At 59.0% G+C, this 11,719-nt stretch carries 10 protein-coding genes; 8 read left to right on the top strand and 2 right to left on the bottom strand.

The features are described 5' to 3' along the window. The first annotated feature begins 169 nt into the window (after nt 1–169). From grpE to dapB, 4 genes are all read left to right on the top strand, one after another. The gene (gene grpE, locus V7756_RS16310) at nt 170–742 is read left to right on the top strand and encodes a nucleotide exchange factor GrpE (RefSeq protein WP_335611258.1); all 573 of its coding nucleotides are present in this window, start codon (nt 170–172) and stop codon (nt 740–742) included. Nucleotides 743–830: 88 nt separating this feature from the next. Next, nucleotides 831–2,756: a molecular chaperone DnaK gene (dnaK, locus tag V7756_RS16305; protein ID WP_335611257.1), complete on the top strand. Its 1,926-nt coding sequence runs from the start codon at nt 831–833 to the stop codon at nt 2,754–2,756. A gap of 133 nt (nt 2,757–2,889) precedes the next feature. Then, entirely contained in the window at nt 2,890–4,029 is a 1,140-nt protein-coding gene (gene dnaJ, locus V7756_RS16300) for a molecular chaperone DnaJ (RefSeq protein ID WP_335611256.1), read from the top strand. Between the two features lie 14 nt (nt 4,030–4,043). Then, nucleotides 4,044–4,850: a 4-hydroxy-tetrahydrodipicolinate reductase gene (dapB, locus tag V7756_RS16295; RefSeq protein WP_335611255.1), complete on the top strand. Its 807-nt coding sequence runs from the start codon at nt 4,044–4,046 to the stop codon at nt 4,848–4,850. Nucleotides 4,851–4,914: 64 nt separating this feature from the next. Here dapB and V7756_RS16290 read toward each other — a convergent pair whose 3' ends face one another. Continuing rightward, on the bottom strand, nt 4,915–5,673 hold the full coding sequence (locus V7756_RS16290) for a hypothetical protein (RefSeq protein ID WP_335611254.1): 759 nt from the start codon (nt 5,671–5,673) through the stop codon (nt 4,915–4,917). Nucleotides 5,674–6,055: 382 nt separating this feature from the next. Here V7756_RS16290 and carA point away from each other — a divergent pair, with 382 nt between their 5' ends. The 4 genes from carA to V7756_RS16270 are packed head-to-tail and all read left to right on the top strand — an operon-like array spanning nt 6,056 to nt 11,326. Continuing rightward, on the top strand, nt 6,056–7,192 hold the full coding sequence (gene carA, locus V7756_RS16285; RefSeq protein ID WP_335611253.1) for a glutamine-hydrolyzing carbamoyl-phosphate synthase small subunit: 1,137 nt from the start codon (nt 6,056–6,058) through the stop codon (nt 7,190–7,192). Nucleotides 7,193–7,226: 34 nt separating this feature from the next. Next, the gene (gene carB / locus V7756_RS16280) at nt 7,227–10,442 is read left to right on the top strand and encodes a carbamoyl-phosphate synthase large subunit (RefSeq protein ID WP_335611252.1); all 3,216 of its coding nucleotides are present in this window, start codon (nt 7,227–7,229) and stop codon (nt 10,440–10,442) included. A gap of 3 nt (nt 10,443–10,445) precedes the next feature. Beyond that, the gene (gene greA, locus V7756_RS16275) at nt 10,446–10,919 is read left to right on the top strand and encodes a transcription elongation factor GreA (protein ID WP_335611251.1); all 474 of its coding nucleotides are present in this window, start codon (nt 10,446–10,448) and stop codon (nt 10,917–10,919) included. Nucleotides 10,920–10,948: 29 nt separating this feature from the next. Then, entirely contained in the window at nt 10,949–11,326 is a 378-nt protein-coding gene (locus V7756_RS16270) for an MFS transporter (protein ID WP_335611280.1), read from the top strand. A 33-nt stretch (nt 11,327–11,359) separates the two neighbouring features. Here V7756_RS16270 and yhbY read toward each other — a convergent pair whose 3' ends face one another. Beyond that, nucleotides 11,360–11,674, bottom strand: coding sequence for a ribosome assembly RNA-binding protein YhbY (gene yhbY, locus V7756_RS16265; protein ID WP_335611250.1), 315 nt, complete (start codon nt 11,672–11,674; stop codon nt 11,360–11,362). Nucleotides 11,675–11,719: the final 45 nt, after the last annotated feature.

The raw sequence follows: 11,719 nt of genomic DNA, 5'->3' as shown, positions 1-11,719 counted from the left end.
CAGACAAGAGTCTGCGCAAATTGCGCCTGACTTGCCCAATCCCCCTTGAAGCCGTGAATTGCGACCCCATATAGGTTGCCAGCACGTTTTATATAGGTCCGGGTTGGGCGGCGCATGGGCGCCTGAGCTTTCGCCGTACGCCCCATTTTTTGCATGACAGGAGAAACAGATGGCTGATGAACAGAGACCCGATCTGCAGGATCAGGATGGCCTGGTAGACGAGACCCTGGATACGCCTGAAGGTGATCTCGCGGCTCGCGTGGCCAGTCTTGAAGAGCAGCTGGCAACCGCCCAGGATCAGGCCCTGCGGGCAGTGGCAGACGTGCAGAATGCGCGTCGCCGGGCGGAGCAGGAGGTAGAGAAGGCGCACAAGTTCGCGCTGGAGCGCTTCGCCAACGACCTGCTGCCCATCCTCGATAGCCTCGAGCGCGGCATGGAATTGTCCAATCCGGACGATCCGGCAATCAAGCCGATGCGCGAAGGCATTGAGCTGACCCTGAAGATGTTCGCCGACACCCTGGGCCGCTTTCAGATCGTTCCTGTGGTGCCTGAGGGCGAGCCCTTCAACCCCGAATTTCATCAGGCAATGGCGATGGAAGAGCGCGACAGTCTTGAGCCCAACACCGTGATCAAGGTGTTCCAGAAGGGCTATACGCTGAGCGGCCGCCTGCTGCGTCCGGCGATGGTGGTAGTGAGCAAGGCGCCTTCACAGCCAACGCCATCGATTGATGAGCAGGCTTGAAATTGATTTCGATGACCCCATCTAGGGTTCATACACAGACTAAACCTCGCCGCTGGTTATCCGCGGCAGCAAGACTCGGAGAATAGATATGGGCAAGATTATCGGTATCGACCTGGGGACCACCAACTCCTGTGTCTCCATCATGGAAAACGGCACCGCCAAGGTGATCGAGAACGCCGAAGGCGCGCGTACCACGCCTTCCATTGTGGCCTACACCAATGACGGCGAGACCCTGGTGGGTCAGTCTGCCAAGCGTCAGGCGGTGACCAATCCGCACAACACGCTGTATGCGGTAAAGCGTTTGATTGGCCGTCGCTTCGATGAAGAAGTGGTTCAGAAAGACATCAAGCTGGTGCCTTACAAGATCGTCAAGGCCGACAACGGCGATGCCTGGGTTCAGGTCAACGACGAGAAGATGGCGCCCCCGCAGGTATCTGCTGAAGTGCTGAAGAAAATGAAGAAGACCGCCGAAGATTACCTCGGCGAGCCGGTTACCGAAGCAGTAATCACGGTGCCTGCCTACTTCAACGACAGCCAGCGTCAGGCAACCAAGGACGCCGGTCGTATTGCCGGTCTGGAAGTCAAGCGCATCATCAACGAGCCGACTGCAGCCGCGCTGGCTTACGGTATGGACAAGGCGCGTGGCGACTCCACCATTGTGGTTTATGACCTGGGTGGCGGTACGTTCGACGTTTCGGTTATCGAAATTGCCGAAGTGGATGGCGAGCACCAGTTTGAAGTGCTGGCCACCAACGGCGACACCTTCCTGGGTGGTGAAGATTTCGACATGCGCCTGATCGATTATCTGGCCGATGAGTTCAAGAAAGAAAACAGTGTTGATCTGCACAACGATCCGCTGGCGCTGCAGCGTCTGAAGGAAGCTGCCGAGAAGGCCAAGATTGAGCTGTCTTCCAGCCAGCAGACCGACGTCAATCTGCCCTACATCACTGCAGATGCAACTGGTCCCAAGCACTTGAACGTCAAGGTCACTCGCGCCAAGCTGGAGTCGCTGGTAGAAGATCTGATCAAGCGCAGCATCGAGCCTTGCCGCGTAGCAATGCAGGACGCCGGCCTGGACATCTCCGAGATCAACGACGTGATCCTGGTGGGTGGTCAGACACGCATGCCGCTGGTGCAGAAGACCGTCTCCGAGTTCTTCAACAAGGAGCCGCGCAAGGACGTTAACCCGGATGAAGCCGTCGCCATCGGTGCGTCTATTCAGGGTGCGGTACTGGCCGGTGACGTGAAGGATGTGCTGCTGCTGGACGTGACTCCGCTGTCGCTGGGCATCGAAACCATGGGCGGCGTGATGACGGCGCTGATCGAGAAGAACACCACCATCCCGACCAAGAAGTCGCAGGTGTTCTCTACTGCTGACGACAACCAGACCGCCGTGACCATTCACGTGCTGCAGGGTGAGCGCAAGCAGGCTGGTCAGAACAAGTCACTGGGTCGCTTCGATCTGGCCGACATTCCGCCAGCGCAGCGCGGCGTACCGCAGATCGAGGTTGCTTTCGATATCGACGCCAACGGTATCCTTAATGTGTCGGCCAAAGACAAGGCGACCGGCAAGGAACAGTCCATCGTGATCAAGGCCTCTTCCGGTCTGTCCGATGAAGAGATCGATCAGATGGTGCGCGACGCCGAGGCTAACGCCGAGGAAGATCGCAAGTTCGAAGAGCTGGTCACCACCCGTAACCAGGCCGATCAACTGGTGCACGCGACGCGCAAGACGCTGACCGAGGCGGGCGACAAGGCAACTGCTGAAGAGAAGGCGGCGATCGAAACCGCGCTGGGTGATCTGGAAGCGGCAATCAAGAGCGACGACAAGGAGGCCATAGAGGCCAAGATCAATGCTCTTTCCGAGGCGTCCGGTCCGCTGGTGCAGAAGATGTACGCCGAGCAGGCCCAGGCCGGTCAGCCGGGTGCGCAAGGTGCCGATGCCGACGCTGGCAGCAATGATGCTGACGACGTTGTCGATGCCGAGTTCGAAGAGGTCAAGGACAACAAGTAAGTCCTTGATGAACCACGGTTTTGCGCTGCCAATGCAATGATGCCACGGTGGCGCAAACCGACTCTGCCAGACAACGCGGGAGCTTCTCCCGCGTTGCCGTTTGTGCTGAGCGAATGTGAAGGAAGCCGAATAAATGTCCAAGCGTGATTATTATGAAGTGCTGGGTGTCGAGAAGGGCGCCAGCGAAGCCGAGCTGAAAAAGGCTTATCGCCGCTTGGCGATGAAGTTCCATCCGGACCGTAATCCGGATGATGAAAAGGCGGATGAAAAGTTCAGGGAAGCCACTGAGGCCTATGAGATTCTGACCGACGCCAACAAGCGCGCAGCCTATGATCAATACGGCCATGCCGGCGTCGACCCGAACATGGGCGCTGGTGGTGCGGGCGGTTTTGGCGGTGCCAACTTCTCCGATATCTTCGGCGACGTGTTTGGCGACATCTTTGGTGGCGGCGGTGGTGGTCGTGGCCGCTCCAGCGTGCAGCGCGGCAGCGACCTGCGCTATACCCTGGAGCTGGATCTGGAAGAGGCCGTTCGCGGTACCTCGGTGACCATCCGTGTGCCCACCCTGGTTGGCTGTGAAACCTGTGATGGCACCGGCGCCAAGAAAGGCACCACGCCTACGACCTGTTCTACCTGTGGTGGTCACGGTCAGGTGCGTATGCAGCAGGGCTTCTTCTCGGTACAGCAGACCTGCCCGCGTTGCCACGGCACCGGCAAGATGATTACCGATCCCTGTAACGACTGTCACGGCGAAGGCCGGGTCGAGAAGCAGAAGAACTTGTCGGTCAAGGTGCCGGCGGGTGTCGATACCGGTGATCGCATTCGCCTTGCCGGTGAGGGTGAGGCCGGAGCCAATGGCGGCCCGGCGGGCGACCTCTATGTGGTGGTCTCGGTGCGTGAGCACAAGATCTTCCAGCGTGACGGCAAGAATCTCTACTGTGAGGTGCCAATCAGCTTCGTGGATGCCGCCCTGGGCGGTGAGCTCGAAGTGCCCACGCTCGATGGGCGGGTCAAGCTGAAGATTCCGGAAGGTGCGCAAACCGGCAAGCTGTTCCGCTTGCGCGGCAAGGGTGTGACGCCGGTGCGTGGCGGCGGTGCAGGTGATCTGCTATGTCGCATTGCCGTGGAGACCCCGGTGAACCTGACCAAGCGACAGCGCGAGCTGCTGCAAGAGTTGCGTGAAACCCTGGAAGAAGAAGGTTCCAGCCAGTCGCCCCGGGCCAAAAGCTGGTTCGATGGCGTGAAGAACTTCTTTGAAGACATGAAATTCTGAGGCGGGAGCGCAACATGAGTCGGATAGCGGTAATTGGCGCGGCCGGGCGCATGGGCAAAACCCTGATCGAGGCTATAGGTCAGGCCGAGGGTGCTGAGCTGACGGCGGCAATCGAACGCCCTGACAGCTCTCTGGTAGGTGCGGACGCCGGCGAGTTGGCCGGCGTGGGACGTCTGGGCGTTGCCATCAGTGGCAGTCTGGAGGCAGTGCTGGATGATTTTGATGTGCTGATCGACTTCACTCATCCGACGACCACGCTGCTCAATCTGGAGGCCTGTCTGGCGGCAGGCAAGGCCATGGTCATTGGCACCACCGGCTTCAGTGACGCCGAAAAGGCCCGGCTCGCCGAAGCAGGCAAGCGTATTCCCATCGTCTTTGCGCCCAACTTCAGTGTGGGTGTGAATCTCTGTCTCAAGCTGCTGGATATGGCTGCGCGGGTGATGGGCGATGAGGCTGATATCGAGATCATCGAGGCGCACCACAGACACAAGGTGGATGCACCGTCAGGAACCGCGTTGCGCATGGGCGAAGTGGTTGCCAAGGCGCTGGATCGAGACCTGGCAGAGGTTGCAGTGTACGGCCGCGAAGGGCAGACCGGTGCGCGGGATCGCAACACTATCGGTTTTGCTACCGTGCGTGCTGGCGATGTGGTGGGCGATCACACTGTGCTGTTTGCCACCGAAGGCGAGCGGGTAGAAATCACCCACAAGGCATCCAGTCGGATGACCTTTGCCAAAGGGGCGGTGCGTTCAGCCTTGTGGTTGGCAGGCCGTGACTCGGGCCTGTTCGACATGCAGGATGTGCTCGATCTCAAGGGCTGAAGTGCTGCAGTAATAAAAAAGCGCGTGGCACCCAGGTGCACGCGCTTTTTTTTTGCGGTGGCGTTTAGCCCGCGTTGAGTGCCAGGTTTGCCTGCTCGCTGGACAGGCTGTCCAGGGTTTCGATGTTCTTGCGCAGGTAGAAGGCGGCGATGGTGGGAACCCAGTCCGTGTGGTGGTTGATCAGACGCGGCTCAATGAAGCTGTACTGCTGGTCCAGCTGATTGAAGGTGTCCTGGTGCTCCGGGAGCAGTGTCTTGAGTTCGGCCGAGCCCTGTTTGATCTGGGCATCCAGGGTGCCGAAAATGCCTTCCTGAGTTTGAATGAAGTAGACGCCAACCGAGCTGAACATGTTGTTTTCATAGAGCAGCAGTATGCGACTGGTTCCCACGCTCTGGTTGTGCAGTGCCAGCAGGGGTGCCGGGGCGTCGGTCGTTTCTGCGTTATAGAGCTCTGCCGCGGCGTTTTCCAGCTTGCCGTGGGCCATCATGATGCGGTTGACGGTAGCCAGCCCGTAGTAGGCTTGCTCGCCTTCGGGCAACTGCTCCAGTTCGCGAATCAGGCTGACAAAATCATCGTACAGGGGACGTAGCTGGCTACTGTCGCCCATCTGTCGTAGCAGGCTGTCCATGTTGCCCAGGGCTTCGCGGTAGATTTCGCGGTTACCAGGTTCGCGGACGCGTTCAAACAGGTTGTTGTCGATCAGCAGGTAGGTGCCTGCGAGGAATCCCTGACTGCGAAATTCATGCAGCTGTTGCAGTCGTTGGATGTCGGCATGGGCGAGCGGTGCCACAAGCAGCAAAACCAGCACAAGGATGCGTTTCAAGTGCGATACCATGTTGGAAGATCCCCGAGTCCATTTTTGTTTTTGTTGTGTAGCCCAGGTTCTGCTGCGGTTACCTGAAAGACGCTCTGCGGCGTCTATGTCGGGCAATGGCCCGGCTACGAATGTCCCAAAGCGTGTTTTAACACAGAAGCAGATGAGAATGAAGTCACGTTCTGAGACATCGCGTTGCAGCGCTCCCGCCTACTCGGCCGCTCTGCGGTCTGGATATTTTGGGGTCAAGTCGTTAAACTAATGCGCTAATCTGTCTATTCAGCGCGTATCTGACAAAGCCTTTGTGAGCGGGATGTTGTGTTCCACACTACATTCCCGCTTTTGTGCAGCCCGCGTTTGGTGAAACGTGTCAGTCCTTTCGGAGGTTTTCTTGTCCAAGCCAGCCATTCTCGCACTCGCCGACGGTAGCATTTTTCGCGGCGAGTCCATCGGCGCCGACGGTTCCAGTGTCGGCGAGGTCGTGTTCAACACGGCCATGACCGGTTACCAGGAGATCCTTACTGATCCCTCCTATGCACGTCAAATCGTGACCCTTACCTATCCCCATATCGGCAACACTGGCGTCACGCCGGAAGATGTCGAGTCCGACAAGGTGCAGGCCGCCGGTCTGGTCATTCGCGACCTGCCCCTGCTGGCCAGCAACTGGCGCAGCAAACAGTCGCTGGATGAATACCTCAAGGACAACGGTATTGTCGCCATTGCCGGCATCGACACGCGTCGTCTGACCCGCATTCTGCGTGAAAAGGGCTCGCAGAACGGTTGTCTGCTGGCGGGCGATGATATTTCCGAAGAGCAGGCGCTGGAGCTGGCGCGCGACTTCCCTGGTCTGAAGGGGATGGATCTGGCCAAGGTGGTTTCGGTCAAACAGGCATACCAGTGGCGCTCCAGCGTATGGGAGCTGGCGACCGATAGCCACCCTGAGCGCGCTGACGCCGATCTGCCTTATCACGTGGTGGCTTACGACTACGGGGTCAAGTTCAATATCCTGCGTATGTTGGTAGCACGTGGTTGCCGCCTGACGGTAGTGCCGGCACAGACGCCGGCGGCTGACGTTCTGGCGATGAATCCCGACGGCGTTTTTCTGGCCAACGGCCCGGGCGATCCGGAGCCCTGCGACTATGCCATCAAGGCGATTCAGGAGGTGCTGGAAACCGAGATTCCGGTGTTTGGTATCTGCCTGGGCCACCAATTGCTGGCGCTGGCCTCCGGCGCCAAGACGGTGAAGATGGGACATGGTCACCACGGTGCCAACCATCCAGTGCAGGACCTGGATACCGGTGTGGTGATGATCACCAGCCAGAACCACGGCTTCGCGGTTGACGAGGCGACGCTGCCGGCCAATCTGCGCCCGACCCACAAATCATTGTTCGACGGTAGCCTGCAAGGTATCGAGCGGACCGACAAGGCCGCCTTCAGCTTCCAGGGCCACCCAGAAGCCAGCCCCGGACCCAATGACGTGGCCCCGCTGTTCGACCGTTTTATCGATGCCATGAGCAAGCGCGCCTGAGCCCCGGAACATCCAAGGATTTGTTGAAAAGACTATGCCAAAACGTACTGATATCAAAAGCATCCTGATCCTCGGCGCTGGCCCCATCGTGATTGGTCAGGCCTGCGAGTTCGACTACTCGGGCGCCCAGGCCTGCAAGGCGCTGCAGGAAGAGGGATTCCGGGTCATTCTGGTGAACTCCAACCCGGCCACCATCATGACCGACCCGGCAATGGCCGATGCTACCTACATTGAGCCGATCAAGTGGCAGACAGTCGCCAAGATCATCGAGAAGGAGCGTCCTGACGCACTGCTGCCCACCATGGGTGGCCAGACCGCGCTGAACTGCGCGCTGGATCTGGAAAAGCACGGCGTGCTGGAGAAATACAACGTCGAGATGATCGGCGCCAATGCCGATACCATCGACAAGGCCGAAGACCGCTCGCGCTTCGACAAGGCCATGAAGTCCATCGGTCTGGAGTGCCCGCGTTCGGGTATCGCCCACAACATGGCTGAAGCCTACGGCGTGCTCGATCAGGTCGGCTTCCCCTGCATTATCCGTCCATCGTTCACCATGGGCGGCACGGGTGGCGGCATCGCTTACAACCGTGAAGAGTTTGAAGAGATCTGCAACCGCGGGCTGGATCTGTCGCCGACCAAGGAACTGCTGATCGACGAGTCGCTGATCGGCTGGAAAGAGTACGAGATGGAAGTGGTCCGCGATAAAAAGGACAACTGCATCATCGTCTGCTCAATCGAGAATTTCGATCCCATGGGTGTGCACACCGGCGATTCCATCACGGTTGCGCCGGCGCAGACGCTGACCGACAAGGAATACCAGATCATGCGTAACGCCTCGCTGGCGGTGCTGCGTGAAATTGGTGTGGAAACCGGCGGCTCCAACGTGCAGTTCGGTATCTGCCCCGACACCGGCCGCATGGTGGTGATCGAGATGAACCCGCGGGTGTCGCGCTCTTCTGCGCTGGCGTCCAAGGCCACGGGTTTCCCGATTGCCAAGATCGCAGCCAAGCTGGCGGTGGGCTACACCCTGGATGAGTTGCACAACGACATCACTGGCGGTCGCACGCCGGCCTCCTTCGAGCCATCGATCGATTACGTCGTCACCAAGATTCCGCGCTTTGCCTTCGAGAAATTCCCCAATGCCGACGCGCGTCTGACCACGCAGATGAAGTCGGTAGGTGAAGTCATGGCCATAGGTCGTACGTTCCAGGAGTCGGTGCAGAAAGCGCTGCGCGGCCTGGAAGTGGGCGCCTGTGGTTTCGATCCCAAGGTGGATCTGGCTGCCGCTGACGCGCAGACCGAGCTGACCCGTGAACTGACGGTACCGGGTGCCGACCGCATCTGGTATGTGGCTGATGCCTTCCGCTCCGGCATGAGCATGCAGCAGATTTTCGACCTGACCAAGATCGATCCCTGGTTCCTGGTACAGATCGAGGATCTGATCAAGGAAGAGGAAAAGATCAAGACCCTGGGCCTGGCCGACGTCGATTACAACCTGATGTTCCGCCTCAAGCGCAAGGGCTTCTCTGATACCCGTCTCGCCCAGTTACTGGCCGTGAGCGAGAAGAGCCTGCGTCGCCATCGCCACAAACTGAACATCTTCCCGGTGTATAAGCGGGTGGATACCTGCGCTGCCGAGTTCGCCACCGATACCGCTTATATGTACTCGACCTACGAGGAAGAGTGCGAGGCCAATCCGTCCGGGCGCGACAAGATCATGATTCTGGGTGGCGGCCCCAACCGCATTGGCCAGGGTATCGAGTTCGACTACTGCTGCGTACATGCCGCGCTCGCCATGCGTGAAGACGGCTACGAGACCATCATGGTCAACTGCAACCCGGAAACCGTTTCGACCGACTACGACACCTCGGATCGCCTGTATTTCGAGCCGGTTACTCTGGAAGACGTGCTTGAGATCGTTCGTGTCGAGCAGCCCAAGGGCGTGATCGTGCAGTACGGTGGCCAGACTCCTTTGAAACTGGCGCGTGCGCTGGAAGAGGCGGGTGTACCTATCATCGGGACCAGTCCCGAGGCGATTGACCGCGCCGAAGACCGCGAGCGTTTCCAGCAGATGGTCGAGCGCCTGAACTTGCTGCAGCCGCCAAATGCGACTGTGCGCAGCGAAGATGAAGCGATTCGCGCGGCCAACAAGATCGGCTACCCGCTGGTGGTTCGTCCCTCTTACGTATTGGGCGGCCGCGCCATGGAGATCGTCTATCAGGAAGACGAGCTCAAGCGTTACCTGCGCGATGCGGTGAAGGTATCCAACGACAGCCCGGTGCTGCTGGATCACTTCCTCAATTGCGCTATCGAAGTCGACATCGACGCGGTATCCGACGGCAAGCAGGTGGTGATTGGCGCCATCATGCAGCACATCGAGCAGGCGGGCGTGCACTCCGGTGACTCGGCCTGTTCGCTGCCGCCGTATTCGCTGCCGGCCCACGTACAGGATGAAATGCGTGAGCAGGTCAAGCGCATGGCGCTGGAGCTGGGCGTAGTCGGTCTGATGAACGTGCAGCTTGCACTGCAGGGCGACCGTATCTACGTGATCGAGGTGAATCCGCGCGCTTCGCGTACTGTGCCCTTCGTGTCCAAGTGCATTGGTCAGTCGCTGGCGAAGATTGCCGCCCGCGTGATGGCCGGCAAGACGCTGGAAGAGATTGGCTTCACCGAAGAGGTGGTGCCAAGCTACTACAGCGTCAAGGAAGCGGTATTCCCGTTTGCCAAGTTCCCGGGCGTTGACCCCATACTCGGGCCGGAAATGAAGTCGACCGGCGAAGTCATGGGCGTGGGTGACAGCTTCGGTGAGGCCTTCGCTAAGGCGCAGCTGGGTTCGGGTGAAATATTACCCACCAGCGGTAATGTCTTCATCAGTGTGCGTGAAGACGACAAGCCATTCGTCGTCGACGTGGCGCGCGACCTTATCGAGCTGGGCTTCAATATTGTCGCCACCAGCGGCACGGCCAAGGTGGTCGAAGCCGCAGGTCTGGCAGTGCGCCGCGTGAACAAGGTAACTGAAGGCCGTCCGCACATCGTCGATATGATCAAGAACGACGAGATCGCGCTGGTAATCAATACCACCGAAGGTCGCCAGTCGATTGCCGACTCCTACTCCATTCGCCGTAACGCGCTGCAGCACAAGGTGTATTCCACCACCACGCTGGCGGGTGGCGCTGCGGTCTGTACAGCACTGCAATTTGGTCCGGAGCGCGCTGTGCGCCGTCTCCAGGATTTGCATAAAGGAATCTGAACGATGAAATACCCGATGACCAAGCAGGGCGCTGAAGCCCTCGAAGTCGAACTCAAGCACCTCAAGACCGAGATGCGTCCTCAGATTACCCAGGCTATCGCCGAAGCGCGCGAACTGGGTGATCTGAAGGAAAATGCCGAATACCATGCAGCGCGTGAACAGCAAGGCATGGTCGAAGCGCGTATTCGTGATATCGAGGGCCGCTTGTCCAATGCCCAGGTGATTGATGTCACGGCGATCGCGCCGACGGGCAAGGTGATTTTCGGTACCACAGTCACCATCGCCAACGTTGATACCAATGAAGAAGTGGTTTATCAGATCGTGGGTGACGACGAGGCCGACATCAAGCAGCGCAAGATATCGGTGAGTTCACCCATTGCCCGTGGTCTGATCGGCAAGGAAGAGGGTGAGGTGGTAGCCGTGAAAACACCTGGCGGCGTCGTGGAATACGAGATCGTCGAGATCAGCCACAAGTGACAGCGGCGTCTGCCGGCCGTCGCGGTCGGGTGGTCTGGCAGTTGGCGCTTATGCTCTGGGTGGGCGGTGTCTGGTCCGCCCATTTCGTGCTGCTTCCGGCCCTCACGCATATTGGCCTGGCGCCCTTGCTGGTAGACGACGTAAGCGGCGTGCTGCGCCCGATCATGCTGGGTTTTGCTGCCGTCTGTGCATGTCTGCAGTTGCTGGTATTGCTGGGCTACGAGGGGCGCCGGTTCTGGCGTGACTTGCGCGGACAATTGCTGCTGGTGGTGTTGGTGGCAGTAGCCTGCTACAGCCTGGTTGCGAGTTTACCGCAGGGGTTGTTTCTGTCGCTGTTTTGTTACCTGGTAGTGGCCTTTGCAGGGCTGGTGTTGATATTCCAGCCCCGGCCGGACGAAGGGCGTTAACCCTCGGTTAGCGCCCTTGCGCGGTAAAAGCGCTCAGAAATCCTTGTAGCGCTTGAGGTTGGACAGGTTGTCGTTGGGCTTCTTGGCACGGCGCAGCAGTATCGCCATCTTGCCGATTACCTGTACCAGCTCGGCACCGGTCTGCTTGCAGGCGTCACCGATCAGCGCCTGTTTGGCATCGCGGTCACTGACGGTCACGCGGATCTTGATCAGCTCGTGATCGTTCAGCGCCCGATCCAGTTCGGCCAGTACGCCTTCGCTGACCCCCTGTTCACTGATGATGACGATCGGCTTGAGATGGTGGCCGATGCGTTTAAGATCTTTTTTCTGTGCGGAACTGAGCGCCATAATGGTCCGTATGATGATTTAATGAGTGTGAAGACACTAGTTTAA

Source organism: Halopseudomonas sp., assembly GCF_036961105.1.
Taxonomy (GTDB): Bacteria; Pseudomonadota; Gammaproteobacteria; order Pseudomonadales; family Pseudomonadaceae; genus Halopseudomonas.
The sequence above is the reverse complement of the archived record's forward strand: the minus strand, read 5'-3'. Positions and strand labels throughout refer to the sequence as shown.

What these genes read in the sequence shown, in the direction of transcription:
- carB (WP_335611252.1), top strand. Translation starts at nt 7,227, where the DNA reads ATGCCAAAACGTACTGATATCAAAAGCATCCTGATCCTCGGCGCTGGC.
- yhbY (WP_335611250.1), bottom strand. Translation starts at nt 11,674, where the DNA reads ATGGCGCTCAGTTCCGCACAGAAAAAAGATCTTAAACGCATCGGCCAC.
- dapB (WP_335611255.1), top strand. Translation starts at nt 4,044, where the DNA reads ATGAGTCGGATAGCGGTAATTGGCGCGGCCGGGCGCATGGGCAAAACC.
- dnaK (WP_335611257.1), top strand. Translation starts at nt 831, where the DNA reads ATGGGCAAGATTATCGGTATCGACCTGGGGACCACCAACTCCTGTGTC.
- grpE (WP_335611258.1), top strand. Translation starts at nt 170, where the DNA reads ATGGCTGATGAACAGAGACCCGATCTGCAGGATCAGGATGGCCTGGTA.
- greA (WP_335611251.1), top strand. Translation starts at nt 10,446, where the DNA reads ATGAAATACCCGATGACCAAGCAGGGCGCTGAAGCCCTCGAAGTCGAA.
- dnaJ (WP_335611256.1), top strand. Translation starts at nt 2,890, where the DNA reads ATGTCCAAGCGTGATTATTATGAAGTGCTGGGTGTCGAGAAGGGCGCC.